General features: G+C 69.7%; 24 protein-coding genes. 11 read left to right on the top strand and 13 right to left on the bottom strand.

Translation table 11 applies throughout. The annotated features are described in order from the left end of the window. Positions 1-169 precede the first annotated feature (169 nt). The 3 genes from V2J18_RS06150 (at position 170) to V2J18_RS06160 (ending at position 3,435) form a co-directional block, all read left to right on the top strand. Positions 170-400: a hypothetical protein gene (locus V2J18_RS06150; RefSeq protein WP_064746147.1), complete on the top strand. Its 231-nt coding sequence runs from the start codon at positions 170-172 to the stop codon at positions 398-400. 84 nt (positions 401-484) lie between these two features. Beyond that, positions 485-811 (top strand): hypothetical protein, encoded by a 327-nt coding sequence (locus V2J18_RS06155; protein WP_064746146.1) that lies wholly within the window; start codon positions 485-487, stop codon positions 809-811. A gap of 356 nt (positions 812-1,167) precedes the next feature. Continuing rightward, entirely contained in the window at positions 1,168-3,435 is a 2,268-nt protein-coding gene (locus V2J18_RS06160) for a TonB-dependent receptor (protein ID WP_336131315.1), read from the top strand. A gap of 106 nt (positions 3,436-3,541) precedes the next feature. Here V2J18_RS06160 and V2J18_RS06165 read toward each other — a convergent pair whose 3' ends face one another. Beyond that, entirely contained in the window at positions 3,542-4,678 is a 1,137-nt protein-coding gene (locus tag V2J18_RS06165; protein WP_336131316.1) for a lysozyme inhibitor LprI family protein, read from the bottom strand. 21 nt (positions 4,679-4,699) lie between these two features. Continuing rightward, positions 4,700-5,434, bottom strand: a complete 735-nt coding sequence (gene lpxH, locus V2J18_RS06170) for a UDP-2,3-diacylglucosamine diphosphatase (protein WP_336131317.1) — start codon at positions 5,432-5,434, stop codon at positions 4,700-4,702. Positions 5,435-5,570: 136 nt separating this feature from the next. Between lpxH and gltX the strand changes: the two genes are divergently transcribed. Together gltX and V2J18_RS06180 are read left to right on the top strand one after the other, a co-directional pair. Next, the gene (gene gltX, locus V2J18_RS06175; RefSeq protein WP_064746142.1) at positions 5,571-6,968 is read left to right on the top strand and encodes a glutamate--tRNA ligase; all 1,398 of its coding nucleotides are present in this window, start codon (positions 5,571-5,573) and stop codon (positions 6,966-6,968) included. Between the two features lie 40 nt (positions 6,969-7,008). Continuing rightward, positions 7,009-7,506 carry a transcriptional repressor gene (locus V2J18_RS06180; protein ID WP_064746141.1) on the top strand — a complete coding sequence of 166 codons (498 nt, stop codon included), beginning with the start codon at positions 7,009-7,011 and terminating at the stop codon, positions 7,504-7,506. Here the strand turns inward: V2J18_RS06180 and V2J18_RS06185 are convergent. The 3 genes from V2J18_RS06185 to V2J18_RS06195 form a co-directional block, all read right to left on the bottom strand. After that, complete coding sequence (locus V2J18_RS06185; RefSeq protein ID WP_064746140.1) at positions 7,503-8,747, bottom strand: MFS transporter; 1,245 nt, start codon at positions 8,745-8,747, stop codon at positions 7,503-7,505. The genes V2J18_RS06180 and V2J18_RS06185 overlap by 4 nt on opposite strands. A 151-nt stretch (positions 8,748-8,898) precedes the next feature. After that, entirely contained in the window at positions 8,899-9,339 is a 441-nt protein-coding gene (locus tag V2J18_RS06190; protein ID WP_064746139.1) for a MarR family winged helix-turn-helix transcriptional regulator, read from the bottom strand. A 193-nt stretch (positions 9,340-9,532) separates the two neighbouring features. Next, on the bottom strand, positions 9,533-11,704 hold the full coding sequence (locus tag V2J18_RS06195) for a TonB-dependent receptor (RefSeq protein ID WP_336131318.1): 2,172 nt from the start codon (positions 11,702-11,704) through the stop codon (positions 9,533-9,535). A gap of 100 nt (positions 11,705-11,804) precedes the next feature. Between V2J18_RS06195 and V2J18_RS06200 the strand changes: the two genes are divergently transcribed. From V2J18_RS06200 to V2J18_RS06210, 3 genes are all read left to right on the top strand, one after another. Continuing rightward, positions 11,805-12,215 carry a MerC domain-containing protein gene (locus V2J18_RS06200; protein WP_064746137.1) on the top strand — a complete coding sequence of 137 codons (411 nt, stop codon included), beginning with the start codon at positions 11,805-11,807 and terminating at the stop codon, positions 12,213-12,215. A 173-nt stretch (positions 12,216-12,388) separates the two neighbouring features. Next, positions 12,389-12,574: a 30S ribosomal protein THX gene (locus V2J18_RS06205; protein WP_064746136.1), complete on the top strand. Its 186-nt coding sequence runs from the start codon at positions 12,389-12,391 to the stop codon at positions 12,572-12,574. A 179-nt stretch (positions 12,575-12,753) separates the two neighbouring features. Further along, entirely contained in the window at positions 12,754-13,392 is a 639-nt protein-coding gene (locus V2J18_RS06210) for an autotransporter outer membrane beta-barrel domain-containing protein (protein WP_064746135.1), read from the top strand. Between the two features lie 244 nt (positions 13,393-13,636). Here V2J18_RS06210 and V2J18_RS06215 read toward each other — a convergent pair whose 3' ends face one another. The 3 genes from V2J18_RS06215 to hutI all read right to left on the bottom strand — a co-directional run bounded on the left by V2J18_RS06215 (position 13,637) and on the right by hutI (position 17,152). Then, positions 13,637-14,491 carry a DUF6348 family protein gene (locus V2J18_RS06215; RefSeq protein WP_336131319.1) on the bottom strand — a complete coding sequence of 285 codons (855 nt, stop codon included), beginning with the start codon at positions 14,489-14,491 and terminating at the stop codon, positions 13,637-13,639. Beyond that, entirely contained in the window at positions 14,488-15,627 is a 1,140-nt protein-coding gene (locus V2J18_RS06220) for a dipeptidase (RefSeq protein WP_336131320.1), read from the bottom strand. The genes V2J18_RS06215 and V2J18_RS06220 overlap by 4 nt, the downstream gene beginning before the upstream one ends. 271 nt (positions 15,628-15,898) lie before the next feature. After that, the gene (gene hutI / locus V2J18_RS06225) at positions 15,899-17,152 is read right to left on the bottom strand and encodes an imidazolonepropionase (RefSeq protein WP_261369974.1); all 1,254 of its coding nucleotides are present in this window, start codon (positions 17,150-17,152) and stop codon (positions 15,899-15,901) included. 79 nt (positions 17,153-17,231) lie between these two features. Between hutI and V2J18_RS06230 the strand changes: the two genes are divergently transcribed. After that, positions 17,232-18,536, top strand: coding sequence for a formimidoylglutamate deiminase (locus V2J18_RS06230; protein ID WP_336131321.1), 1,305 nt, complete (start codon positions 17,232-17,234; stop codon positions 18,534-18,536). Between the two features lie 177 nt (positions 18,537-18,713). Here V2J18_RS06230 and V2J18_RS06235 read toward each other — a convergent pair whose 3' ends face one another. The 3 genes from V2J18_RS06235 to V2J18_RS06245 all read right to left on the bottom strand — a co-directional run bounded on the left by V2J18_RS06235 (position 18,714) and on the right by V2J18_RS06245 (position 22,441). After that, positions 18,714-19,235 carry a methylated-DNA--[protein]-cysteine S-methyltransferase gene (locus V2J18_RS06235; protein ID WP_064746131.1) on the bottom strand — a complete coding sequence of 174 codons (522 nt, stop codon included), beginning with the start codon at positions 19,233-19,235 and terminating at the stop codon, positions 18,714-18,716. Then, positions 19,232-20,839: a DNA-3-methyladenine glycosylase 2 family protein gene (locus V2J18_RS06240; protein WP_079247976.1), complete on the bottom strand. Its 1,608-nt coding sequence runs from the start codon at positions 20,837-20,839 to the stop codon at positions 19,232-19,234. Before V2J18_RS06240 ends, V2J18_RS06235 begins: the two co-directional genes overlap by 4 nt. Positions 20,840-21,199: 360 nt before the next feature. After that, positions 21,200-22,441: an alkaline phosphatase family protein gene (locus tag V2J18_RS06245; protein ID WP_336131322.1), complete on the bottom strand. Its 1,242-nt coding sequence runs from the start codon at positions 22,439-22,441 to the stop codon at positions 21,200-21,202. 143 nt (positions 22,442-22,584) lie between these two features. Here V2J18_RS06245 and V2J18_RS06250 point away from each other — a divergent pair, with 143 nt between their 5' ends. Together V2J18_RS06250 and V2J18_RS06255 are read left to right on the top strand one after the other, a co-directional pair. After that, positions 22,585-23,145, top strand: a complete 561-nt coding sequence (locus V2J18_RS06250) for a YybH family protein (RefSeq protein ID WP_336131323.1) — start codon at positions 22,585-22,587, stop codon at positions 23,143-23,145. Positions 23,146-23,246: 101 nt separating this feature from the next. Continuing rightward, entirely contained in the window at positions 23,247-23,561 is a 315-nt protein-coding gene (locus V2J18_RS06255) for a hypothetical protein (RefSeq protein ID WP_336131324.1), read from the top strand. Between the two features lie 117 nt (positions 23,562-23,678). Here V2J18_RS06255 and V2J18_RS06260 read toward each other — a convergent pair whose 3' ends face one another. Together V2J18_RS06260 and V2J18_RS06265 are read right to left on the bottom strand one after the other, a co-directional pair. After that, positions 23,679-24,674, bottom strand: a complete 996-nt coding sequence (locus V2J18_RS06260) for a hypothetical protein (RefSeq protein ID WP_336131325.1) — start codon at positions 24,672-24,674, stop codon at positions 23,679-23,681. A 111-nt stretch (positions 24,675-24,785) separates the two neighbouring features. Beyond that, on the bottom strand, positions 24,786-25,643 hold the full coding sequence (locus tag V2J18_RS06265; RefSeq protein WP_064746128.1) for an N-acyl homoserine lactonase family protein: 858 nt from the start codon (positions 25,641-25,643) through the stop codon (positions 24,786-24,788). Between the last annotated feature and the right edge of the window lie 75 nt (positions 25,644-25,718).

Genomic DNA, 25,718 nt, shown 5'->3' on the forward strand with positions numbered 1-25,718 from the left:
CCCCGGGCGATCAAATCTGGCGACGCTACAATCGGGAAGTGTGGCCTCAATATCGCAGCCGCCGGAGTTCTTCTCTGTCGGGATATCCCACCTGTCGCCTTGAAGAATGTCGTAGCTTGAGCTTCGGTTGCATCGTCTATAGCTTGCTATCTGGATAAGGCAGGACGGAATGCCCGCAATCTGGTGCGCCTGCGGCGAAAAACTCGATTACAGCCTGATCCCCAACCCGATCGAATGGCTGGCGATCGGCGATGTGGCGTACGACGCTTATGCCGGCCAAGTCGACGCCGAAGCCTTGCATCGCGAGATGAAGAGCATCTTCGAGTGCCCAGCGTGCGGGCGGCTCGCAGCGTTCTGGGAGGGGTTCGGCAAACCGCCCAAGTTCTATGCGCCCGAATAGCCGCGGCACTCCCGCGCGATCGGTGCGGCCATTGAATTGGTAGTTGCGGAGCCGGTCTTGGGTTGGTCGGTAGGCTGATACGACATGGACAACAGTGCGAGTTCGGACCAGGCACGGGAAGTCGTGCTTGAATTGCTGCGAATTGGACTCCTGGCGATCCGCTGCCGCGCGGTCTTGTCCATACGTTACTGGAGTCGGAAGAAAGAACTGGAGGAATGGGGCGAGCTTTGCCACTCCTTGCCGGCCGTGTTGATGGGAGGTTGCAAGACTGAGGCCCTGCGGTACTTCCTCGAATGGAACGTCGCCAGCTTCGTGCAGCGGTACCCGAGCCGCGACGGCACAGACTTCAAGCAGGCCTGTGCGTTGTTCGAAGAGCTTGCTGCCGAGGTCGGTCCCGTCGAGCCAGCGTAGCCGGTGCGACCGGCGTAACGCGGTTCTTTGCGGACACTGGCTGAGCCGGCATCAGTGGTCCGGCGCCAGCGGGCTCGCTACCGATGAGGCGGCGGCGATCGGTCGGCGGGATCGTCCGATGTCCTCGGACTGCGGCTGCGGTCAGCGACGACGATTTCTTCGCGTGCCGCTGCGGGTCGATAGCGGCAACGCCGCATCGCCATCCCGCACATCCAATGCGCGGACTCGATCAACTGACGCGGATCTGAAATACCCCGTTCACACCGAGTCGACAGACTTCCGGGCTTCGCTCTGACGCCGCCCAAGAGCGGACTGCGCATCGCGCGGCGGCCACTTTGATCTGGAAGTCCCCTGAAATGACGACGACGAAGACGACGCTCCTCGCCGCCTCGATTTTGCTGTGCCTGTACGCCGGCCGCGGCCAGGCCGCCGAAGCCGCTCCCTTGCCCGCAGCGGCCGCCGACAGCGGCGCCGCCGCGGCCCCGGCCGACGACGCGACCACGCTGGACGCGGTGTCGGTGGTCGGCACCGGCCAGACCCGCCAGGTGCAGGCCCTGGGCCGCGCCGAACTGCAGCGCGAGGCCGCCGGCACCAGCCCGCTGAAGGTCATGGCCAAGCTGCCGGGCGTGCACTTCCAGAGCTCCGATCCCTGGGGCAACTACGAGTGGTCGAGCAAGCTCAACATTCGCGGCTTCTCGCAGCAGCAGCTCGGCTTCACCCTCGACGGCGTGCCGCTGGGCGACATGAGCTACGGCAACCACAACGGCCTGCACATCGGCCGCGCGATCAGCAGCGAGAACCTGTCCGGCGCCGAGCTGTCGCAGGGCAGCGGCGCGATCGACACCGCGTCCTCGGGCAACCTCGGCGGCACGCTGCGCTTCTTCAGCTCCGATCCCTCGGCCGAGTTCGGCGTGCGCCTGGCCCAGACCGTCGGCAGCGACGCCACCAGCCGCACCTATGCGCGCCTGGACACCGGCGACCACGGCGGCTTCAGCGCCTACCTCAGCGGCGTGTTCCACACCACCGACAAGTGGAAGGGCGAGGGCCCGCAGCGCAACTCGCAGTTCAACGGCAAGTTCGTGTTCTCCGGCGAAGACTTCCGCATCAGCGGCTATGCCGATTCTTCGCGTCGGCGCGAGACCGACTACGCCGACCTGTCGCTGGAATCGGCCAAGCGTCTGGGCATGGATTGGGACAACTACGCCAAGGACTGGCAGCGCGCGATCGACGCCGCACAGGGCCGCTTCCGCGGCGGCGTGACCAGCCTGGACGATGCTTACTACATCGCCCGCGGCGTGCGCGACGACGACCTGGCCTATGTCAGCGCCGACTGGAACGTCACTCCGGACGTGGTGCTGGCGGCGACCGCCTATTACCACCGCAACGAGGGCCAGGGCCATTGGGCCACGCCGTATTCGACTTCGCCGACCGTGCCGTTGCGCATGCGCACCACCGAGTACGACATCGAGCGCACCGGCTTCATGCCCAGCCTCAGCTGGCAGATCGGCAACCACCGCCTGCAGGCCGGCCTGTGGCTGGAGAAGAACGATCACGGCGTGCAGCGCAATTTCTACGATCTCAACCGCAATGAGCCGCCGAACGAGATCTTCTTCTACCGCAATCCGGACCAGCGCGTGTTCCGCCAGCGTTTCGACACCGATACGCGCATGTACTACGTGCTCGATCACATGGAGTTCGCCGATGGTCGCCTGGCGGTCGACGCCGGCTTCAAGGGCCTGCGCGTGGAGACCGACGGCAAGACCCTGATCGGCGGCGCCAGCCGCGCCAGCGGCAAGCTGGTCTCGGAGGACAATTTCCTGCCGCAGATCGGCGCGCGCTGGCAGCTCAGCGAACACGAGGAAATCTTCGGTTCGTACAGCGAGAACCTGTCGGCGTTCCGCACCGGCGTCAACGGCCCGCATTCGACCTCGCAGGCGGCGTTCAACGCTGCGGTGGCGACGCTGGAGCCGGAAAGCTCCAAGACCTTCGAAGCCGGCCTGCGCACCAGCCGCGATGCGATCGAGGCCTCGGTCGCGGTGTACCGGGTGAACTTCGAGAACCGCCTGCTGGCGATCGCCCGTTGCGCTGGCATTGTCGGCTGCGCCTCCAGCTTCGCCAACGTCGGCGACGTCGAGAGCCGCGGCGCGGAAGTGACCGTGCTGTGGAAGCCGCTGGCCGGCTTCAGCTGGTACCACTCGCTGGCCTTCAACGACTCGCAGTACGAATCCGACTACCTCGACGGCGCCACCTTGGTGCGCACCCGCGGCAAGCAGGTGGTCGACGCGCCCAAGCGCCTGTACGCCACCGAGGTCCGCTGGGAGCGCGACGGCTTGCAGCTGCAGCTCGGCGCCAAGTACACCGACAAGCGCTATCTGACATACCTCAACGATTCCAAGGTCGATGCGTTCTGGATATTCGACGCCGCCGCCTCGTACGAGTGGAAGGACCTGTCCTGGGCCGACGCGTTCAAGCTGCAGTTGAACGTGACCAACCTGTTCGACAAGGAATACTTCGGCAGCATCGGCACCAACGGCTTCGTCGCCTCCGATCCGCGCGGCTTGAACTACACCCTGCAGTCGGGCGCGCCGCGGCAGGTCTTCCTGACCGGCGAACTGAAGTTCTGATCGGAGATGAAGGATCGCGGCGGCGTTGCGGCGTCGTCGCGGCCGGCGTTTCATCGCGACGCCGGCTCCATGGCGCCGGCGTCGTCGTTTCGGACACTGACCGGTATCAGTCGGCGGCGACTTGCACCACCGCCGCCGGCGCACCGAATTCTTCCGGCCACGCCGCCCAGGCCACATCGGTCGGGCCGACGTCGAACTGCACCACCTTCCACGCGCTGCCGCGCCTGGAGAGCAGGGCATAGGTGCCGTCGCCGTCGAGGACGCCGTCGCGCTGGCGCTCGGCATAGCGCGTGCGCAGGAAGTCGATCGGCTTGCCGTCGGCGGTGCGTGGGCGCACCGAGGCGAAGGCCCAGCCGTCCTGTTCGCGCAGCAGATCCACCCGCAGGGTCACCGGTTGGCCGAGATCCTTGGCCAGCACTGCTTTCAATGCAGCCAACAGCGGCGCGCGGCGCGGATCGCCGATACCGACCTCGATCGGCGCGGCCGCGGCGGACGGCGCTGCGCCGGCCGCGACATCGCGCAATTGCGTGAGCACCCATTCGCCGCGCGTGGCCTGTTCGACCGTGCCTTCGACGGTGCAGCCGGTCGCGCAGGCGGCGAGCAGGCGCTTGCCCTCGGCGCTGCGCGCCTGGACTTGCAGATTCATGATCGAGCCGGCGGCACGCTCGACTTTGGGGTCGTTGCGGTCGCCGACCTGGATCACTCGTTCGTTTTCCATCGCCAGGTCGACCGCGTTGAAGCGCAGTTCGATCCAGTCCGCGCCGGTGCCGACCGACTCGACGACGAAGCGGCCGTCGAGGCGGTGCGCGGCGTCGCCGTCGGGTTGCAGGGCCAGATCGCGCAACGCCTGGAGGCGCCGATCGTAGGCGGCGCCGACGCAGGCCGGGCTGGTGCAGGCATCGCGCTCGCTGCGCCAGCGACGCTGCGCGTTGCGCACCGCGGCGTCCAGCAGGCCGCGTTCGGACAGGTCGCGCCAGGCTGCGGCCAGATCGCGGTCCTTGGCTGCGAGCGCGGCGTCGGCGCAGACCGTCGTTTCGCCGTAGCTGCGGGCGGCGGCGCAGTCGAAGCTGGCGCGGATCGGGCCGGCGGCCGCCACAGCCGCCGCAGGCGCAGTGGCCGGCGGCGCCGCGGGGGCGGTTTTCGCTGCGGTTCCCGGGGTCTCGGCGGCCGGCGCCGCGGCGCGCTCGCAGGCCGGCAACGCGGCAAGCAGGGACAGGCAGAGCAGGGCGGTCGGCAGGCGCATGCGGGCGTCCTCGGGGTTCGATCAGCTCAGGCTTTGCAGGCGCGCGCCGTCGCGGTCGACGCGCAGCACCGAGCCTTGCTCGTACCAGTCGCCGAGTACGATGCGTTCGCAGGCGCGGCCGCCGACTTCGAGCGCATGCACCGCCGGACGGTGGGTATGGCCGTGGATGATGCGGTCGGTGCCGTAGCGGGCGAAGGTCTCGGCCACGGTCTGCGGCGAGACGTCGGTGATGGTTTCCATGCGCCCGGCATCGCGCAGCCCGGCCTGGTGCGCCTTGCTGGCCGCGCGCGCCTGCTGAGCGAAGGCCAGCCGTGCCGCCAGGGGCTGGGCCAGGAACTGCGCCTGCCAGGCCGGATGGCGCGTCTGGGCGCGGAACTGCTGGTAGGCGACGTCGTCGGTGCACAGCTGATCGCCGTGGCCGATCAGGGTCGGGCGGCCGTACAGCAGCACCACCGACGGGTCCGGCAGCAGGCGCATGCCGGCGCGGGCGGCATAGTCGGTGCCGAGCAGGAAGTCGCGGTTGCCGCGAATGAAATGCACCGGCACGCCGCTCTCGGCCAGGGCTTTGAGCTCGGCCGCGACGAACGCGCCGGTCTCGGCCGGGTCGTCGTCGCCGACCCAGGCTTCGAACAGATCGCCGAGGATGTACAGCGCATCGGCGCCGCGCGCCTCGTCGCGGACGAAGCGGCCGAACAGCTCGGCGATCTGCGGCCGCTCGGGGTCCAGGTGCAGGTCGGAAATGAAAAGGGTGGTCATGGGTCTAGTTTAGGCCAGCCCGGCGCCCGCACCGGCATGGCCGCGGACCTCCCAGGGCCGGTTCCGGCGGCCCGACGGCCCCGGCCGCGTCCATCCGCTAAAATAGCCGGTCTTCCCGGATCCGCCCGAGCCCCGCATGACCCGCACCCGCTTCGCCCCCAGTCCCACCGGCTACCTGCACATCGGCGGCGCGCGCACCGCGCTGTACTGCTGGCTGGAAGCGCGCCGCGCGGGCGGGCAGTTCATCCTGCGCATCGAGGACACCGACCAGGAGCGCAGCACCCAGGCCGCGATCGATGCGATCCTGGAGGCGATGGACTGGCTGGGCCTGGACTACGACGAGGGCCCCATCTACCAGACCCACCGCCTGGCGCGTTACCGCGAGGTCGCCGAGCAGATGGTCGCCGCCGGCACCGCCTATTACGCCTACGAGACCAAGGAGGAACTCGCCGCTGCGCGCGACGCGGCGATGGCGGCGAAGGAGAAGCCGCGCTACAGCGGCGCCTACCGCGACCGCAACGAGCCCTATCGCGACGACCCGAACCGGGTGATCCGGTTCAAGAACCCGCTCGAGGGCACGGTCGCGTTCGACGACAAGGTCAAGGGCCGGATCGAGATCGCCAACAGCGAGCTCGACGATCTGGTGATCTTCCGCGCCGACGGCTATCCGACCTACAACTTCGCCGTGGTCGTCGACGACTGGGACATGGGCATCACCGATGTGGTGCGCGGCGACGACCATGTCAACAACACGCCGCGCCAGATCAACATCTACCGGGCGCTGGGCGCGCCGGTGCCGCATTTCTCGCATTTGCCGATGATCCTCGACGAGGAGGGCAACAAGCTGTCCAAGCGCACCGGCGCGGCCGACGTGATGCAGTACCGCGACGCCGGCTATCTGCCGCATGCGCTGTTGAACTACCTGGTCCGCCTGGGGTGGTCGCACGGCGACCAGGAAATCTTCTCCATCGAGGAGATGACCCGGCTGTTCCAGCTCCAGGACGTGAACTCCAAGGCCTCGCGCCTGGACGCGGCCAAGCTGGGCTGGCTCAACCAGCAGTACCTCAAGAACGACGATCCGGCCGAGGTCGGCAAGCACCTGGCATGGCATCTGCGCCAGCAGGGCTACGACCTGGCCGCCGGCCCGGCGCCGGCCGACGTGGTGATCGCGCTGCGCGACCGCGTGCAGACGCTCAAGGACATGGCCGAGCGCGCGGCGGTCTGGTACGGACCGTTGCGGCAGTACGACGAGGCGGCGGTGGCCAAGCACCTGACCGCGGCCGCGCACGCGCCGCTGAGCGAGGCGCGCACGCGTCTGGCCGCGCTGGCGGCGTGGACCGCGGAGAGCGTGGCGGCGGCCCTGCACGAGACGGCCGAAGCCTTGGGCCTGGGCATGGGCAAGATCGCCCAGCCGATGCGGGTGGCGATCACCGGCACTCAGGTCAGCCCGGACATCTCGCATACGGTCTATCTGGCCGGCCGCGAGCAGGCCTTGCAACGTATCGACGCCGCCCTCACTAAGATTCCGGCATAGGTCGAATCGATCAGGCCCGCGCCGCGCTACGGAGTCCGCCATGAGCACCCACACCGCCTGCACCGATCCCCAGCACCACGTCCACGATGGCGACGCCTTCGTGCACGAGGTCGAGCGGGCCTGCGAGCAGCGCGGCCTGCGGCTGACTCCGATCCGCGCCCACGCGCTGCGCCTGATCGCCGACGCCGGCCGGCCGATGAAGGCCTACGACCTGCTCGACCGGATGAAGGCGACCCACGACGCTGCGGCGCCGCCGACCATCTATCGCGCGCTGGATTTCCTGCTCGAGCACGGCTTCATCCACAAGCTGGCCTCGATCAACGCCTTCGTCGGCTGCCATCACCCGGGCGGCGCCCAGCACGCGGTGCCGTTCCTGATCTGCGACAGCTGCCAATCGGCGACCGAACTGGAAGACGAGCGCATCGTCGATCTGCTCGAAGCCCGGGCGCGCGCACTGGGCTTCGTGCCGCAGGCGCAGACGCTGGAAGTGCACGGCATGTGCGCGGACTGCGTGCAGGCGAAGGCGGCGCAGGGCTAGGCTTTCGCCGCCGCCAACCCGGCCAGCGCCGGCCGGCTCTCGCGGATCGGCAGGTTCGCCGCGGCGGCCAGCAGCGCCAGCACGATGTCGGCGTACCACATCCAGGTGTAGTCGCCGAACCTCGCCATCGCCAAGCCGCCGAGCCAGGCGCCGAAGAAGCCGCCGATCTGGTGCGAGAGCAACGTGAGGCCGAACAGCGTGCCCAGGTAGCGCGGGCCGAACAGCTTGCCGACCAGGCCGGCGGTCGGCGGCACCGTCGCCAGCCAGGTCACGCCGAGGCCGGCGGCGAACAGGTAGAAGGTCAGCGGCGTGGGCGGCGAGACCAGATAGATCGCGATCATCGCCGCGCGGCTGGCGTACATGCCGGCCAGCAGGTACTTCATGCGGAAGCGTTGGCCGAGCCAGCCGGCGGCGAGGCTGCCGGCGACGTTGAACAGGCCGATCAGGCCCAACGCCATCGCCGAAACGTTGTCCGACAGTCCGCACAGCGCGATTTCGCCGGGCAGGTGGGTGACCAGGAAGGCGATGTGGAAGCCGCAGGTGAAAAAGCCCACATGCAGCATCCAGTAGCTCGGCTCGCGTACCGCGATGCGCAACTGCTCGCGCAAGCCGATGCCCGCGGGCGCCGCGTTCGTCGCACCGGCCACCGCTGCGGGCGATTCGCGCCGGCGCAGCGGCCAGGCCAGCGGTAGCGTCGCCACCGCGGCCGCGGCCAGGGTCCACATCGCCGCCATCCAGCCGGCCGCCGCGATCACCGCTTGCACCAGCGGCGCGAACACGAACTGGCCCATCGAACCGCCGGCGTTGATCACGCCCGAGGCCAGCGAGCGCTTTTCCGCCGGAATCCGTTGCGCGGTCGCGCCGATCAGGATCGAGAAACTGCCCGCGCCCGCGCCGGCCGCGCCGAGCACGCCCAGCGTCATCAGCAGGCCCCATTGCGAGGACACGAACGGAGTCAGGCCCATGCCGGCGATCAGCAGCACGCCGCCGAACACCAGCACCCGGCCGGGGCCGCGCTGATCGGCGAGGGCGCCGAACACCGGTTGCACCGCACCCCAGACGAACTGGCCGATCGCCAGCGCGAAGCTGATTTCGGCGATGCCCAGGCCGGTGCTGTGGCCGATCGGTTTGACCAGCAGCCCCTGCGATTGGCGGATGCCCATGGTGATCATCAGCATCGCGGTGGCGGCGAGCAGCAGCGGCCAGTAGGACGCGGGTTTGGCGGAGGGCGCGGGGTTCATGCGGACGCTCGCTGACGAACGGCGGGGAAGGAGACCGGCGACCGATCGGGCGTCCGCAGGACGCGGAGCGATGTCGCGGCGAAAGCTTGGCCCCCGCTTTCGCGAGGATGACGGCAGGCGGGAAGCGAGGCAGGCGCGGCGCCGGCGGCGTTCATGGGGCGTCGCCCTGCAACTGCGCGATCGCGCGGTCCAACTGCGCGTGCAGGGCGGCGACGCCGTCGGCGCCGAGGCCGCGGTCGATTTCGTCCTGAGCCATGCGCCACAGCGGTTGCGCGCGTTCGATGGTGCGGCGGCCGGACGCGGTCAGGCGCAGGCGGCGTTGGCGCGCGTCATCGCCGGGCACCGATTCGATCCAGCCGGCCTCGACCAGCGGCTTGAGATCGCGGCTCAGGGTGCTGCGGTCCATGCCGAGTTCGCGCGCGATTTCGCCCAGCGGGCGCCCTTGGCCGCCGGTGCGGCGCAGGATCGAATATTGATTGAGATTGAGCCCGGCCGGCGCCAGCGCCTGGTCGTAGCGTTGGCTCATCAGCCGCGACAGCTTGCGCATGCGGAAGCAGGTGCAGACGCTCGGCGCGGTCGGAGGAAAGGCCATTGTGTGTATATACACCTATTTGTGCGGCCGACGCAAACGCCGGCGAGCGCCGGCGTCCGGTGGGTTGGGAGCAGGTGGGCAGCGCGCGCCGGTGGCGAACCCTGCCGGCCGGCGCTTCGCCGCTCCGGCGCTCCCGCCCGCAAGCCGAATGCGGGCGGCGCCAGGCCGCCCGATCCGGTGCCGCTGTCGGCCGTCAGAAGAACATGCGCACGCCGAACGCGACCCCGCGGCCGGGCAGGGGCGCCACGTCCTTGAGGAAGGAGGTGTGCGCGCGCGCTTCCTTGTCGAGCAGGTTGCTGCCGTCGAGGAACACTTCCCAGGCGTTGCCGGCGGCGGTGTCGGCGTGCCAGGCGACATGCGCGTCGACCAGGGTATAGCCCGGCGTTTCGCTTTCGAACTCGGCGACCCGGTCCTGGCGTGCGTAACGCACCGCACCCAGCGAAGCGCGCAGCGGGCCGCGCGCCCAGCGCAGTTCGCCGCCCAGGCGCCACGGCGCGATGCGCGGCAGGTTGCCGCTCTGCGCCAGGTCGGCGGTGTAGTCGTGGCTGTGATCGCCATGCGGCACCGCGAACGCGACCTCGCGCGTGCCGCGGCCGTCGAGCTTGCCGCGCACCACGTCGCCGAACACACGCAGGCCCCAGGTGCCGGTGTCGTTGTCGAGGAAGGTCCAGTCGGCCTCGGCTTCGGCGCCGCTGAAGCGCGCATCGCCCTGGGTCCACAGCCGCACCGGACCGTCGTGCTCTTCCACGCCGGTGTCGGCCAGGTAAATGAAGTCGTTGTAGCGCACGTGGTACAGCGAAGCGCTCAGCTTGAGCGGGCCGTTGTGCCAGTGCAGACCGAGCTCGGCGCGGTTGGCGGTCTCCACGTCCAGGTTCGGACTGCCCAGTTCGATGCTCGCGGTGGCCACGTGCAAGCCGTTGGAGTACAGCTCTTCGGCGGTCGGCGAACGCTGCGCGCGGTCCAGGCCGAACGACAGGTGGAAGTCCTCGCTCAGATTCCAGCGCGCCGAAGCCGACAGGCTGGTGGTATCGAAATCGCGGTCCGGTCCGATCGCGCCCTCGTCGACGTCGATCTTGTTGCGGTCGTGGCGCGCGCCCAGCTCCAGCTTGACCGGGCCGAACTCGCGTTCGCCGATCCAGAACAGGCCGCCGTCGCGCGACTGCGACGGCGGCACGAAGGCTTCGTCGCCGATCGCGCGGAAGTCGCGCTTGGCCAACTGCAGGCCGAACGCGCCGTTCCAGCCGCCCCAGGGGCGATGCACCAGTTCCAGCCGGCCCTCGGTGCTGGTGTTGTCGAACACGGTGCCGACGGCGGCGCCTTCGTATTCGGTATGGGTGTACTCGGTGCGGGCCACTTTGGCCCGGATCGAGGCGAACGGACCGACCTCGTTGAGGCCGCCGCGCACTTCGGTGCGGCGCTGGTCCATTTCGATCCGGACCGCGCCTTCCTCGCCCTCGGCTTCGTCGCCGTGATCGTGGCCGTCGTCGCCGTGCTCGTGTTCGTGGCCCGGCACGCCGTAGCGGGTGTTGAACAGGCTGTAGCTGGCGCCGAGGAAGCCGCGTTCGCCGACCCAGGAAATGCCGAGCGCGCCGGCGTCGGTGCGCACGGCGCTGTTGCGCAGCACGCCGCGGTCGGCCGGGTCGGCGACTTCGCCGGCTTCGGCGCGATGGGCCGCGCTCTCGGCATAGCCGGGGATGTCGTAGTCGCCGGTTTCGCGGTGCAGGGCGTCGAAGTGGAACACGACATGGCCGGAGGCCGAGGTGCCGTCGAGGCGGACCATGCCGGTCTTTTCGTCGTTGACCGTGCCGCCGCGCAGTTCGGCGCGGCCTTGCAGCGGCTGCTCGGTGGCGCGCTCGGGAATGCGGCCGTCGATGACGTTGACCGCGCCGCCGATCGCGCCGCTGCCGTAGAGCAGGGTGGCCGGGCCCTTTAGCACCTCGATCTGGTCGGCGAGGAAGGGTTCGATGCTGACGGCATGATCGACGCTGACCGTGGACACGTCGCCGGAGCCGAGGCCGTCGCTGAGCACCTGGACTCGGGCGCCGTCGAAACCGCGCACGATCGGCCGGCCGACGCCGGGGCCGAAGTAGGAGCTCTGCACGCCGGGCAGCTTGGCCACGGTCTCGCCGAGCGAGTTGGCCTTGGCGCGGTCGAGCTGTTCGCCGGCCAGCACATCGACCGGGCGAGTCAGGTCTTCCGCGGTGCCAGGCAAGGGCGTGGCCTTGACCTCGATCGCGTTGAGGTCGGTGGGCGGGTGGCGATCGGCCGGCACGGTGCCGGCCTCCTGGGCCTGAGCGATGAATGGAACAGCCAGTTGCAGGGCCAGGGCTAGCGGCAGCAGCCGCGGCAGGGGACGTCGGGGCATGGGTTCAGGTAAAGTGTTGGGAGCGATAGGTCGTAATGTTATATTATAACCAAGTCGCGATGTCCCCCTCCCAGAAGTCATCATTAACAAACCGTCATCCATGCCCGACCTGCGTCCCCGCAGCCTGATCGACCGCATCGGCGCCTTCGGCTCCCTGCTGTGCGCGGTGCACTGCGCGCTGCTGCCGCTGGCGATCGCGCTGCTGCCCTCGCTCGGCGTGGCCGGCTGGTTCGACGGCCGCTTCGAGCTGGCGTTCGTGATCTTCGCCACCTTGCTCGGCAGTTTCAGCGTCGCCTGGGGCTATCGCCGCCACCGTGCCGTGCGCGCGCTGGTCCTGCTGCTGCCGGGCGTGCTGGTGCTGTGGCTGGGCCTGCTGTATCCGCCGCTGCACCATTCGCTGTTGCCGCATGCGGTGGTGATGACCCTCGGCGGCACCCTGGTCGGGCTGGCCCATCTGGCCAATTTGCGCCTGAACCACGTTCACGTCCACGACGCCCACTGCGCTCATTGAGCCCCGCCGCGGGCCTGGAACCGACGCTTATGCTAGGCTTCGCAGCCTCGCGCGCGCCGTGCGGCGCCGGCACCGGTCCTGCGGACCTGCCCGGTGGCTGCGCCTGTCGCCAGCGCGGACACCATTCGAACCAATCGATTCAACGCACAACGTCTTAATTTAGGAGCACGACCATGGGTAAGGGCGACCGCAAGACCGCCAAGGGCAAGCGCTACAACTCCAGCTACGGCAACGCCCGCAGCAAGGCCGTGACCAAGGCCACCGGCTCGGCCGCGGCGCCGGCCGCCAAGAAGACCGCCAAGAGCGCGGTCAAGGCGCCGGCCAAGAAGGTCGTGGCGAAGAAGGCCACCAAGGAATAAGCCGGCCTCCAGGCCCGCAGGTTCGAACCGAAGCCCCGCCTCCGCGGGGCTTTTGTTTTGTCGCACGGTTTTGTCGGCGGGCGGCGCGATGCCGGCAGACAGGATGTAATTTTTTCATTAAGATGCGCGCCGTTCCCGAGGATGGGAACTTCATCGCCAATCAAGGAACAAGGGGATTTATGAAGAAGCAACTCGCGCTGGGCCTGGCCCTGGCCCTGGCGTCGACCGCCGCCGCTGCGGAAGGTCTGAGCTACACCCACATCGAAGCCGGTTATTCGGTGCAGCAGTACGAAGTGCGCAGCCTGACCCCGGGCCTGCGCGTGCAGGATCCGAAGGCCGACGGCGGCTACATCGACGGTTCGATCGCGTTCGGCGAAGCGCCGTTCTACGCGTTCGGCAGCTACCGCAAGGGCGAAGACAACAACGTCGGCGTGCGCTTCAACAACGTCGACCTGGGCGACATCGACGTCGATGCCGACCAGTTCAAGATCGGCGTGGGCTACCACCACACTCTGTCCGAGCGCGTCGACTGGGTCGGCGAGCTGAGCTACATCCGCACCGAGCTGGACTCGAACGTGCTGTCCGACGAGATCGACGGCGACGACTTCCGCGGTTCGGTCGGTCTGCGCGGCAACCTGGCCAAGAACTTCGAAGGCTGGGCCAAGCTGAACTACACCGACGGCGACATGTACGACAGCGAGTTCAGCGGCACCGTCGGCGCCCTGGTCAAGTTCAACCAGACCTGGGGCATCGTCGGCGAAGCCGAGTTCGGCGAGCACGCCAAGCAGTACACCATCGGTGTCCGCGCCAGCTTCTGATCAGCGCCTGCACGATGACAAAAGCAAAGCCCGGCCTGCGCCGGGCTTTGCTTTTTTGCGGGACGGGGATTCGCGATTCGGGATTCGGGATTCGGGATTCGGGATTAGGGATTAGGGATTCGCGATTAGGGATTCGGGAGGATTCCCCTGGGTGCCGGTTGGGCTTGCCTTCGCTATGCGGCGCGCGAGTTGCGGCGACGGCGGGCCGGCGCCGCAACTCGCTTCGGTTGGCGCCGCCGCGGGCTCAGTCCGGCGCGTCCTGCACGATCACGTACTGCTTGCGGAATTCCAGCCCCTGTCCGGCCGTGCTCGGCCAGGTCGCGGCATAGGCTTGCAGGCTGGCCAGCCCCGGCGCCCAATCTTCGCCGTTGACCCGGCAATCGGCCTGGCATTCGCCGTCGTGGTGATCGCGCGAGGCGAACAGACGCAGCGCGAACACGCCCTCGGCCTGCAGCAGCGGACGGAACGCGTCCAGCGATTGGGTGAACAGACAGCAGGGGCAGAAGCCGTGTTCGCAAGCTTCCGCGTCCTCGTCCGGGTCCGGGTTTGCGGCCTGTTCGGCCGGGGCCTGGCCGAAGTGCGCCACCGGTCCGAACACGACGCGCCGCGACCGTGCTTTCGACCCGTCCTCGCCGTCGAAGTCCAGGCGCATGCTCATGCAGGCTTCGGGTTCGACCCGCGTCGCGTCGAGCAGGGCGATCAGGTCGGTGCGTGCCCATTGGCCGAACCCGCGCCGTACGGCATCGTCGAAGCCTTCGCCGGTGGCGTGCTGGTACTCGAACAGGCCGAGCGGGAAGCAGCGCGGGTGGTGGCACTGGATGGTGCTGGCGGTACGGATGACGCCGTTGTCGAGCTCGGTGAATTCGGCCAGTTGGGGAAACGCGAACAGACCGTCGTCGCCGATCTCGATCCAGCCGTTGTCGTAGGCGTGCGCGCGATGGCCGGACTCGGCCAATACTTCGGCCAGGGTCTGGACCAGGTCGAACGGCTCCAGGAATTCCTCGCCGTGTTCGTCCAGCAAGCGCAGGTGACCGTCGGGCGAACCGCCGGGGTTGGCCTGGAGCAGCTCGAACGCCGGACCGGTCGCGGAAGCGCTCATCGACGCACCGCCTGAGCCTCGACCGCGCGCCATACCCGCAGCAGGTTGTCGCCGAGGATCTTGCGCACGGTGTCGTCGGAATGGCCGCGCCGCTTCAGGCCTTCGATCAGGTTCGGGTAATCGGCGACCGACGTGAGGCCGTCCGGCAGCGCGCCGGATACGCCGTCGAAATCCGAGCCGATGCCGACGTGGTCGGCGCCGAGCAGTTTCACCGCGTAGTCGATCTGATTCAGCACCGCATCGATCGGTACTTTGCGCGGCGGGTGCGCTTTCTCCCAAGCGGCGTCGAAATCGGCCTGGCTGCGCACCGCTTCGCCGCGTTCGCGCGCAGCGGCCTGTTCGCGCTCGAACTTGGCGTTGTCGACGAAGTAGGCCTGGGTGTCGGCGGCCGAGGCCGGGTCGACGAAGGCGTTGCCGAACACGATCTGGACCACGCCGCCCTTGGCCGCGACCGCCTTGGCGAGCTCGTCGCTGAGGTTGCGCTCGAAACCGGGCGTGAAATGGCGCAGCCCGGAATGGCTGGCGATCACCGGCGCCTTGCTTCGCGCGAGCACGTCGCGCACCGCGTCGTCGGACAGGTGCGAGACGTCGACCATGATGCCGAGCCGGTTCATTTCGTCGACGACTTTCTCGCCGAACGGGCTCAGCCCCTGCCAGGTACGCTTGCGGCTGTAGGAGGAATCGCTGATGCGGTTGTCCTCGCTGTGGGCGAGGGTGATGTAGCGCACGCCGCGGGCATGGAACTGGGCCAGCCGCGCCAGGTCGTCGCCGATCGGCGCGCCGTTCTCCATGCCCAGCGCGAGCAGCACACGCTGGCCGCGCGCGTGCAGGCGCTCGAAGTCGGCCGGCGAACGCAGCAGGGCGAACCGCTCCGGATGGCGGCCGATCATCGCCTCGACCGCGTCGATCTGGGTGTGCGCGGTCTGGGTGGCGCTGCCGGCGCGGTCTTCGCCGGGCGAGGTGTAGATCGACATGAAGGCCACGTCCAGGCCGCCCTGGCGCGCGCGCGGGTAGTCGAATTCGACCTTGGGCGTGTCCACGCCGAGATCGGCCCAGTTGCGCAGCAACAGGCTGGGCGCGTCGATATGGGTATCGACGATGGTCGCATCCTGGGCGAAGCGTTGGCCGGCGCTCAAGGGTTCGTCGGCCGATGCGGCCGACCACGACAGGGCAAGGGCTAAGGCGAGAGCTGCGATCCGCACACGACCTCCGGTTTGAGCGCGCGGCGGCGCGCAGGAGGGCTGAGGGTACAACAAGCGATGCGCGCAGTTTGCGGCGGCGCAGCGCACGCAAAGGCGCTTTGTACCGGCGCCGGGGAAACGGCGCCGGCGGCGGTCGGATGCCGGCGCGGCCGGTGCCGGTTTGCGGTCGCGGTTTGCATCGTTCCCGCCCCGGCTGGGGCGGCGCTCAGGCCGCGCTGCCTTCGACCAGCACGCCCGCGGCGTAGACACGCCGCGCCAGCCGGCCGCCGAGCCAGTAGCACAGCTCGGCCGGGTGGCCGATGTCCCATTGCACGAAATCGGCCTGCGCGCCGACCCGCAGCACGCCGCGATCGGCGCAACCCAATGCGCGCGCGGCGTGCACGGTGGCGCCGCGCAGGGCTTCCTCCGGGGTCAGGCGGAAGTGGCTGCAGGCCAGTTGCATGGCCTGGCGCAACGACAGCAGCGGCGAGGTGCCGGGATTGCAGTCGGTGGCTACCGCCATCGCCACGCCGTGCTCGCGGAACGCGTCCAGCGGCGGTAGCTTGGTTTCGCGCAATACATGGAACGCGCCCGGCAGCAATACCGCGACGGTGCCGTGTTCGGCCATCGCCCGCACGCTGTCCAGCGAGGTGTGTTCGACATGGTCGGCGGAGAGCCCGTCGAACGCTGCGGCGAGGGCGCCGCCGCCGAGATCGCTGAGCTGGTCGGCATGCAGCTTGACCGGCAGGCCGAGCGCGCGCGCGGTCTCGAACACGCGCCGGGTCTGCGCCGGCGAGAAGCCGATGCCTTCGCAGAACGCGTCCACCGCATCGATCAGGCCTTCTTCGTGCAGGCGCGGCATCCAGGCGCAGACCGCGTCGATGTAGTCGTCGCTGCGGCCGGCGTACTCCGGCGGCAGCGCGTGCGCGGCCAGATAGGTGGTGCGCACGTGGATGCCGAGCTCGCGGCCGATGGCCCGCGCGGTACGCAGCATCTTGCGCTCGTTCTCCAAGTCCAGGCCGTAGCCGGACTTGATTTCCAGGGTGGTGGCGCCGTCGCCGAGCAGGGCGCGTGCGCGCGGCAGCGACTGACGCAACAGCTCGGCGCCGCTGGCTTCGCGGGTGGCGCGCACGCTGGAGACGATGCCGCCGCCGGCGCGGGCGATGTCTTCGTAGCTGGCGCCCTGCAGGCGCAACTCGAACTCGCGCGCACGGTCGCCGGCGAAGACCAGATGGGTGTGGCAGTCGACCAGGCCCGGGGTGATCCAGCCGCCGGCCTGGACGACCTTGGCGGCCAGGTCCTGCGGTGCGCCGGGCAGGTCGGAGCGCGCGCCGACATAGGCCAGGCGGCCGTCGCGCCAGGCCAGCGCGGCGTCGGCGATCTCGCCGTAGCCGCGGTCGCCGTCGAGGGTGGCCAGGGTGGCGCCGAGTACGAGGCCGTCGTACAGGGGGCCGTCGGAGCGGGAGGACATGGCGGTCATGGCGGGATTTTAGCCGCTGGCGCCGGTCGTGACCCGGCCGGCGGTCGCGTCGCGGGCGCGCGCAGGCGAGAATGGCCGGATGACGACCTCCGACTCCTGCGCCACCTGGACCCCCGACGGCTGGCAGCGCGTCGCCGTACCTGCCGGTACGCACGCGCGCCGCCGCGTGCCCGGCATCGCCAACCTGCATTCGCACGCGTTCCAGCGCGCCATGGCCGGCATGGCCGAGCGCCAGACCGACCCGGCCGACAGCTTCTGGACCTGGCGCGAGACGATGTACCGCTTCGCCGCCCGTTTCACCCCCGAAACACTGCACGCGGTCGCCAGCCAGCTGTACGCGGAAATGCTCGAAGCGGGTTACACCAGCGTGTGCGAATTCCATTATCTGCACCATGCGCCCGACGGCCGCTCTTATGCCGATCCGGCGGCGATGTCGCGGGCGCTGATCGCCGCGGCACGCGAAACCGGCATCCGCATGACCTTGCTGCCGGTGCTGTACATGACCGGCGGTTTCGACGAGCGCCCGCTCGGCGAGCGCCAGCGCCGTTTCGGCCATGAAGTCGACGCCTACCTGCGCCTGCTCGACACCCTGCGCGCCGACAGCGATGCGATGCTGCGCGTCGGCTGTTGCCTGCACAGCCTGCGCGCGGTGCCGGCGGGGCCGATGCGCGAGGTGCTGGCGGCGATCCCCGCCGACAGCCGCGTGCATATCCATATCGCCGAACAGACCGCCGAAGTCGACGACTGCGTGGCTGCGCGCGGCGCGCGCCCGGTGCGCTGGCTGCTCGGCAACACCGAGGTCGATGAACGTTGGACCCTGGTCCATGCCACTCACCTCGACGAGGATGAAGTGCGCGGCATCGCCGCCAGCGGCGCGACCGTGGCGATCTGCACCACCACCGAGGCCAACCTCGGCGACGGCCTGTTCCCGCTGCGCGACTACCTCGATGCCGGCGGTGCCTGGGGCGTGGGCTCGGATTCGCATATCTCGGTGTCTCCGGTCGAAGAGCTGCGTTGGCTGGAGTACGGCCAGCGCCTGATCACCCGCCGGCGCAATATCGCCGTCGGCCGCGGCGACGAGGCGCATGCGGCCAGCGTCGGCGAAGCCCTGCTGCGCGGCGTGGTCGCCAGCGCTCCGGCTTCGACCGGTTTCAGCGCCGAAGCCTTGGCCGGCGACCGTCTGACATTGGACGCGAATGCGCCGATCCTGGCCGGCGCCAGCGACGAGGACTGCATCGATCGTTGGCTGTTCAGCGGCAACCGCAATGCCATCGACACGGTCGAGGTCGGCGGCGAGGTCGTCGTGTCCGGCGGACGGCACCACAAGCGCGATGAGATCGCCGCGGGGTATGCGGATGCGATGCGGCGGTTGATGGCGGGTTGAGACGGCGACAGCAATAGCAACGGCTTCAGAACAAACACCGACGGCAGCGCATCGGCGCGAAGCCGGCGTTGGCGCCTGCGGGCCCCACCCAAAGCGTTGCACCCTTGGAAAAACAGGGGCAGGGAGCGTGCCGTCGCTCCGCCTTCGAGGGGGACTTGGCTTGCGCGTACGCGCCCCTCAATGTGGCGCGAACAAATCCCCGATCGGCACCGCTTCCTGCGCCGGCAACGCGCCTTCCAGGGTCAGCAGGAACTGCTTGGTCGGCAGGCCGCCGCCGAAGCCGGTAAGGCTGCCGTCGGAGCCGATCACGCGATGGCAGGGCAGCACGATCGGCAGCGGATTGCGGCCGTTGGCGGCGCCGACCGCGCGGGTCGCGGTCGGACGGCCGATGCGCTGGGCCATCTGCGCATAGCTCCAGGTCTCGCCCCAGCGAATCTGCGCGAGCGTGCGCCAACACTGCAATTGGAACGGCGTGCCGTGCGGCGCCAGCGGCAGGTCGAATTCGCGCAGGCGGCCGGCGAAGTAGTCGCCAAGCTGGCTGCGCGTGCGCTGCAGGACTTCGTCGTCGCCCTCGCGCCAGTCGTCGCCGCGCTTGTACGGATGCCAGGGACGTTCGAATTCGATCAGGCGCAGGCCGTCGGCGGCGCTGGCGAGCAGCAGTTCGCCGACCGGGCTGTCGATGCTTTGATAGGTGATCATGCCGCCGCGCCTTCGTTGCGCGCGGTTTCGGCGCGGCCGCCGGCGACCCGGCGGCGCTTGGGGGCCGGGGTCGCCGCCGCGGCGGGCTTGGCCGCCGGTACCGGCATGCTGTCGCGCCAGACCTGGATCACGGCGTAGGCGCGCCACGGCCGCCAGGCTTCGGCGCGGGCGTTGAGCGCTTTGGCGCTGAGGCGCACGCCGTCTTCCGGCACCGCCTTCTGCAGCACCAGGTCGTCGGCGGGAAAAGCGTCGGGATGGCCGAGCGCGCGCAGGGCGATGTAGTGCGCGGTCCACGGGCCGATGCCCGGCAGGGCGACCCAGCGTGCGACGAAATCGTCGAGCGTGCGTTCGGCGCGGAAGTCGACCCGGCCATCGAGCAGGGCGCGGGCGACCGTGCGCACGGTGTCGGCGCGGGCGCGGGTCAGGCCGATCGAAACCAGGTCGGCGTCGGCCAAGGCGTCCGCAGTCGGGAACAGATGCTCCAGTCCCGGCGCAAACGGCTTCGGCAGCGGCTGGCCGTAGCGCTGCGCCAGACGCGAGGCCAGGGTGCGCGCGGCGGCGACGCTGACCTGCTGGCCCAGGATCGCGCGCACCGCGATCTCGAAGCCGTCCCAACCGCTGGGCAGGCGCAGGCCCGGCCGGCGGTCGACCAAGGCCTTCAGGCGCGGGTCGACCGACAAGGCGGCGCCGATCGCGTTCGGGTCGGCGTCCAGATCGAACATCCGCCGCAAGCGATTGGTGATGTCCAGCAGCCGCGCCGGTGCCGGCCCATGCAGTTCCAGGCGCAGTGCGTGTTCGGCCTCGCCCCTGCGCGACGGCCATGCGCTGACCCGCAGCCAGCCCGGCGCTTCGATCGGGCCGATCACCCGGCTGTAGCTGTGCTCGTCGACCAGTTCGACTCCGGGCAGGGCGCGGCCGCGCAGGAAATCGAGCATCGCCGCGAAGTCGTACGGCGGCCGATAACCCAAGCGCAGACTCAAGGTTTCGCCGCCGCCGGCGTCGACGCTTTCGTTCGGCCGCCGGCGCAACTCGCGCGGCGCCATCCGATAGGCCTCCTGGAAAGTCGCATTGAAGCGGCGCAGGCTGCCGAAGCCGGCGGCCATCGCGACTTCGGTGATCGGCAGGCGCGTCTCGGTCAGCAATTGCTTGGCGAACAGCAGCCGGTGGGTGCCGTGCACGCCGATCGGCGGCGCGCCGAGGCGGTCGACGAACAGGCGGCGTAATTGCCGCTCGCCCACGCCGACGCGCGCGGCCAATTCGGCCAACGGCTGTTCGGCCAGAAGCCCTTGATCGATCAGCTTCAGCGCGCGTGCGACGGCGGCATCGCCGCGCCGCCACGCGCCTTCGCCGGGCGACAATTCCGGCCGGCAACGCAGGCAAGGGCGGAAGCCGGCGGCCTCGGCCGCCGCGGCGTGGCCGAAATAGACCACGTTCTCGCGCTTGGCCGCGGGCGCCGGACACACCGGCCGGCAATAGATGCGGGTGCTGGTGACGGCGGTGAAGAACAGGCCGTCGAAGCGCGGATCGCGGCTCAACCGAGCCTGTTCGCAGACGCGCCAATGCGGCAGGGAAGCGGCCGGCGCGGGAGTGGGGGTGGCGTCCATACGAGGCAGCCTAGCACCGGCACAGGCTGCGGACTGGCCGGATTCGGACATGAACGTGGAGGCGTGACGGGTGGCCTGTGGGCGGAGCTTGCGTGGCGCGTGCGCCGGCGCGGTCGCGGCTCGCGCCGCTCCTGCCCTCGGGCGACGCGTTCGGCAACCGGCTTGTCCGGTTTGTGTAGGAGCGGCGTCAGCCGCGACAACCGAAGCGGCGAAATACCACGCCATCGGTCGAAGTCGCGGATGCGCCAATACGAAGCAGCCCGGTGGATGGGGCTGCGGCGGTTGCGCTTGCTTCGGTCGTTGCGGTGGGTCGCGGCTCACGCCGCTCCTACAGGAAGCGATGCAACCCGCAAGAACGATTCAGGGCTCGCGCAGGGCCGGCAGCAGCGGGGCGATGTGGCCGTCGTTCGGTGCCGGCACGATGCCGATCAGGCGCGCCAGCAGCGGATAGACATCGACGTTGTCGATCGGGGCGAGGGTCGCGCCGCGTTTGAACGCCGGACCGTGGGCGACGAAGATCGCGCGCATCGACGCCAGCGCCGGGTCGTAGCCGTGCGAGCCGCGCGTGCCGGGGTTCGGGGATTCGCGCAGCTTGCTGGCTTCGATCGCATCCCAGCCTTCGCGCATCTGGCACACGATCGGCGGCACCCGCGGGTGGCGGCCGTAGTGCCAGCGCGCGGGCAGGTCGCCCTTGCGCCAGCAGTCGTAATTCGGGTGCGCGCCGAGCAGGCGACGCTCGACTTCGGCTTCGCGGCCGCGCAGCGGGACGATGCCGATCGACTGGCCGACCGAAGTCACCACCGCCTGGTCCGGAGCGATCATGTCCTCCACCGCGATGCGCTGGCCGGGCGCCACTTCGGCCATGCCGTGGTCGGAAACCAGGACGATGTTGGTCCGGTCCGCCATGCCGCGCGCGGCCAGGCCATCGAGCAGGCGGCCGATCGCCGCGTCGATGCGGACCAGGGCGGCGCGCGCCTCGGGCGAATTCGGGCCATGGTCGTGGCCTTCGTGATCGAGCGCGTCGAAGTACAAGGTGGCCACGTGCGGCCGGGTCGAGGCCGGTTCGCCGAGCCAGCCCAGCACCTCGTCGACCCGCGCGTTCTCGTCGATCGAAGCGTCGAACGGGCGCCAGCGGTTCGGGCGCAGGCCGCGGATCGGCGCTTCGCTGCCCGGCCAGAACAAGGTGGCGCTGCGCAGGCCGGCCTTCTGCGCGCCGATCCAGATCGGCTCGCCGCCGTTCCACCAGCGCGTGTCGCCGACTGCGTCGCGATCGGCGACGCGGAAGCGGCCGAGCGCGTCGTCGCTCATGCTGTTGTGGACCACGCCGTGGCGATCGGGGCGCAGGCCGGTGACCAGGGTGTAGTGGTTGGGGAAGGTCAGCGACGGATAGGACGGCGTCATCCATTGCGCGCGCACGCCGTCGGCGGCCAGCCGCTCGATGTTCGGCGTCTGGCCCAGTTCGAAGTAGCCGGCACGGAAGCCGTCGATCGAGATCAACAGCAAGGGCGTGTCGGCGGGCGGCGGCTCGCGCGTCGGCGCGGTGCAGGCAGCGAGAACGGACAGGAGCAGGGCGGCCCAGGCCGCGGAGAAGATCGAACGCATCGGCGCATGATAGCCGCCCCGGATGGCAGGCCGATGGCGGCGGCCGCGACCGCGACGGGCGGCCAGATTCGGCATGACTTCCGTCGCTGGCGCCGCCGCAGCGAGCCGCCGATAGTGACCGCAACTTCCGCGGAGCCCCGTCCATGCGCACTCCCGTCCGCATCGTCTGCCTGGCCGCCGCCTCGTGGTGGGCCGTCGCCGCTGCGCAGACCCCCTCCGTGCCCGCGCCGGCTCCGGCGCCGCCGGCGGTGCTCGACGCGGACGAATGCGCGGTTTGGGCGCGCGAGCTGAGCTTCGCCCGTTCGGTTGCGGAACACGATGCCGAGGCTTTCGCCGAACACCTGCACCCGCAGGCGGCGTTCGGCGCCGGCAGCCCGCAGCCGACCCGCGGCCGCGACCAAATCGCGCGCCGCTGGGTCGGCTTGATCGAAGGCAAGCAAACCTTGCTGCGCTGGTACCCGACCCGGGTGACCATCGGCGGCGCGCGCGATGTGGCCTGGTCGACCGGCCCGGCGCTGTACCAGCGCGTGCAGCCGGGCGCGCAGCCGCGTTATGCGCTGGGCGCGTTCCAGTCGGTCTGGCATCGCGGCGGGGACGGCGTTTGGCGGGTGCTGTTCGACGACGGGCAGACCCCGCGTCCGGCCAGCGAAGCCGAGGCGATGGCGTTCCAGAACGGCCGCCGCGAGGCCTGCCCGAAACGCTGACAGAACCTTAAACGGCGATGGCCATTACGCCGCCGCTGCGGCGGCGCCGGCGTATCGTGGATGCGACCGCTCGATCCCTGTCCATTCACAGGAGGCGTTCCATGAAATCCGCGATGCTCGCCGCCACGCTGTGCGCGTTCGCGTTCGCCGCTGCCGCACAGACTCCGACAACCGACGTCGCCGCCGTCGCGCAAGACGCGCACGCCGGCCGCGATGCCAAGCAAGACGCGCAGACCGCCGCCAAGCCGCGCGCCGACGATCGCTATTGCCTGCGCCAGACCGGATCGCGTATCCAGTCGCGCGCCAAGCAGGAGTGCGCCGCGTACGGTCGCCGCTACGATCGCGACGACCTGCAGCGCACCGGCGAGGTCGACGTCGCCAGCGCGCTGCGCAAACTCGATCCTTCGGTGCGCTGAAGCGCGCCCACCCACCGCCGACCGCGCCGTCCGCGCGACCGTTCCGGTTCCGATCCCTTCTGGATCGATCGAACGCCCGGCTCGTGCCGGGCGTATTTTTCCGCTCCCGCGCCGGCGTCAGCGTTCGAACGTCGCCGTTGCGGACGGGTAGTCGACGCTGACCTTCAGGGTAGCGAAGGCGTTGCCGCCGATCGCGCCGTCGATGCGTCGGTCCATCCACTGCGACATGTACTCGTGGAAATTGCGGTCGGCGCGTTCGGCGAACCACACCGGGCCGACCCGATAGCCGCCGACTTCCAACTCCGGCACCTCGATCAGGCGTCCGCTGCCGTTGCGATCGCCGTGTTCGACCACCCGCCAGTCCGGATGCCGGTCGTGCCACCGCTGCAGAACTCCGGCGGCGATGAAGCTGCCCGCGCGATGGGCGGGGCCGCCGCCCAATTCGCGCGCGCCTTGCTCGGTCAGCATCAAACTGGCGCCGGTGTCGAACAGCAGCTGCAGGACCTCGCCGTCGATGCGCACCGGAATGCGCGCGAAATGGTTGGTCGGCCGGCCTTGCGCGTCCTTCTGGAAGCCCAGCTCGACCCGGTGCGCAGCATCGACCCGGGGTAGGGCACCGGCGGGCAACAGGCGCAAGCGGCCGCGCGGATAGTCGAATTCCCAGCTGCGTCCGCCGAACCAGGCTGCGCCGATCATGCCGTCGCCGAGCGAGTGCTGTTGATTCGGCGGCGCCGGCGCTACCGGTATGCCGCGTTCGACGTTCTGCGGTGCCGGAATCCAGGCGCGCGCGTCGAATCGAGGCCAGGTCAGCAACTGCGGCGGCGCGTTGTCGGTTCTGGACTCCGGTGCGACGCCGAGTGCGCGGGCGCCGGCGTGAGTGAACAGCAGTCCGCCGCCGCTGTCGGAGAACAATCGCAGTTCGCGCCCGCCGTGCAGTCGCGGATGCAGGTAGAACCGCCCGGCTTCGAGCGTGGCCGGCAAGGTCAATGGCAATTTCGGCGTAGGCTCGGCGGACGTTTCGGCGGACTGCGCACGCAGCGGCGCCCAGGCCGCCAGGCCCAGCAAGGCGACGGCCCATGGCAGGCGGAACGACGGCGAAGACGGCAACGGCATGGCGGACTCGCGATGGGCTTGAGGACGGTGATCAGGTTCGCCGCTGCCCGCGCCGCCCGTCAGTGCAGGAGGTCAGCCAACTTTCGGCAGCCCGTCTTCGCCGATCGCGGTTCAGTCCATATAGGCCGGGAACTTCGGCAGCGCGGCGAAATCCTCCGGCGCGTGCTGCACGACCACCTGGCCCGGATGGGTGGCGAGCAAGCGTTGGACCCGTTCGAACGAGGCCATGGTGTCGGCGCGGTTGTGATTGAACGCCGGCACCCGCGACCGCTGGTAGTTGGCTCGGGTATGCCAGAGGTCGCCGGACAGTACCAACGGGCCGAAGTGGGCCAGGCGCAGCATCAGCACGCGGTGGCCGGGCGTGTGGCCGGGCGTGCGCAGGATGCGCACGCTGCCGTCGCCGAACAGATCGTCGTCGTCGTTGCCGTCGCGCAGTTTGGCCTGGCGCCAGCCGGCGAACAGCTTGGGGTCGACGCCGATCGGTGTCGGCGTGGCCGAGGCCCATTCCAGCTCGGTGCGGTTGAGCACCCAGGTCGCCTTGGGGAACAGGCCGAGATTGCCGCTGTGATCGGCATGCAGGTGCGACAGGGCGACGTAGTCGATGTCGGACGGACTCAGTCCGAGTTCGGCCAATTGCGCGGCCAGGGTGCGTTCGACCGTGAAGCGGATGCCCATGCCTTCCAGCAACACGCCACCGGGCTTGGCCGCGATCGCGTCGCCCAGGCCGGTGTCCCATAGCAGCCGGCCTTTGGGATGCACGATCAGGAAGCAGGGCGCGGCCATGGTGCCGGGCTGGCCGGCGTACTCGCCGGCGTCGGAGAACATGTCCATGTTCTGCAGTTCGATGCGGCCGCAGTCCATGGCGTAGACGCGCAGCGACGAGGGCTTGGCGCTGGGCGGCGCGGCTTGCGCGGCGGCGGCGACGAGCAGGGTGGCGGTCAGTGCGGCGAGGCGACGGCGTAAGCGCATGGCGCGGATCCGGACGGTGGGGAGGGGGTGGATTATCGCCAAGCCCCGCCGCGCAGGCTGTGCCCGACAGCGGAC

This window comes from Lysobacter firmicutimachus, from assembly GCF_037027445.1.
GTDB classification, from domain to species: domain Bacteria; phylum Pseudomonadota; class Gammaproteobacteria; order Xanthomonadales; family Xanthomonadaceae; genus Lysobacter; species Lysobacter firmicutimachus.

Excerpts from the sequence above, each read along its gene's own strand:
- V2J18_RS06150 (WP_064746147.1), top strand. The coding sequence starts at position 170 with ATGCCCGCAATCTGGTGCGCCTGCGGCGAAAAACTCGATTACAGCCTG.
- V2J18_RS06155 (WP_064746146.1), top strand. The coding sequence starts at position 485 with ATGGACAACAGTGCGAGTTCGGACCAGGCACGGGAAGTCGTGCTTGAA.
- V2J18_RS06160 (WP_336131315.1), top strand. The coding sequence starts at position 1,168 with ATGACGACGACGAAGACGACGCTCCTCGCCGCCTCGATTTTGCTGTGC.
- V2J18_RS06165 (WP_336131316.1), bottom strand. The coding sequence starts at position 4,678 with ATGCGCCTGCCGACCGCCCTGCTCTGCCTGTCCCTGCTTGCCGCGTTG.
- lpxH (WP_336131317.1), bottom strand. The coding sequence starts at position 5,434 with ATGACCACCCTTTTCATTTCCGACCTGCACCTGGACCCCGAGCGGCCG.
- gltX (WP_064746142.1), top strand. The coding sequence starts at position 5,571 with ATGACCCGCACCCGCTTCGCCCCCAGTCCCACCGGCTACCTGCACATC.
- V2J18_RS06180 (WP_064746141.1), top strand. The coding sequence starts at position 7,009 with ATGAGCACCCACACCGCCTGCACCGATCCCCAGCACCACGTCCACGAT.
- V2J18_RS06185 (WP_064746140.1), bottom strand. The coding sequence starts at position 8,747 with ATGAACCCCGCGCCCTCCGCCAAACCCGCGTCCTACTGGCCGCTGCTG.
- V2J18_RS06190 (WP_064746139.1), bottom strand. The coding sequence starts at position 9,339 with ATGGCCTTTCCTCCGACCGCGCCGAGCGTCTGCACCTGCTTCCGCATG.
- V2J18_RS06195 (WP_336131318.1), bottom strand. The coding sequence starts at position 11,704 with ATGCCCCGACGTCCCCTGCCGCGGCTGCTGCCGCTAGCCCTGGCCCTG.
- V2J18_RS06200 (WP_064746137.1), top strand. The coding sequence starts at position 11,805 with ATGCCCGACCTGCGTCCCCGCAGCCTGATCGACCGCATCGGCGCCTTC.
- V2J18_RS06205 (WP_064746136.1), top strand. The coding sequence starts at position 12,389 with ATGGGTAAGGGCGACCGCAAGACCGCCAAGGGCAAGCGCTACAACTCC.
- V2J18_RS06210 (WP_064746135.1), top strand. The coding sequence starts at position 12,754 with ATGAAGAAGCAACTCGCGCTGGGCCTGGCCCTGGCCCTGGCGTCGACC.
- V2J18_RS06215 (WP_336131319.1), bottom strand. The coding sequence starts at position 14,491 with ATGAGCGCTTCCGCGACCGGTCCGGCGTTCGAGCTGCTCCAGGCCAAC.
- hutI (WP_261369974.1), bottom strand. The coding sequence starts at position 17,152 with ATGACCGCCATGTCCTCCCGCTCCGACGGCCCCCTGTACGACGGCCTC.
- V2J18_RS06230 (WP_336131321.1), top strand. The coding sequence starts at position 17,232 with ATGACGACCTCCGACTCCTGCGCCACCTGGACCCCCGACGGCTGGCAG.
- V2J18_RS06235 (WP_064746131.1), bottom strand. The coding sequence starts at position 19,235 with ATGATCACCTATCAAAGCATCGACAGCCCGGTCGGCGAACTGCTGCTC.
- V2J18_RS06240 (WP_079247976.1), bottom strand. The coding sequence starts at position 20,839 with ATGGACGCCACCCCCACTCCCGCGCCGGCCGCTTCCCTGCCGCATTGG.
- V2J18_RS06245 (WP_336131322.1), bottom strand. The coding sequence starts at position 22,441 with ATGCGTTCGATCTTCTCCGCGGCCTGGGCCGCCCTGCTCCTGTCCGTT.
- V2J18_RS06250 (WP_336131323.1), top strand. The coding sequence starts at position 22,585 with ATGCGCACTCCCGTCCGCATCGTCTGCCTGGCCGCCGCCTCGTGGTGG.
- V2J18_RS06255 (WP_336131324.1), top strand. The coding sequence starts at position 23,247 with ATGAAATCCGCGATGCTCGCCGCCACGCTGTGCGCGTTCGCGTTCGCC.
- V2J18_RS06260 (WP_336131325.1), bottom strand. The coding sequence starts at position 24,674 with ATGCCGTTGCCGTCTTCGCCGTCGTTCCGCCTGCCATGGGCCGTCGCC.
- V2J18_RS06265 (WP_064746128.1), bottom strand. The coding sequence starts at position 25,643 with ATGCGCTTACGCCGTCGCCTCGCCGCACTGACCGCCACCCTGCTCGTC.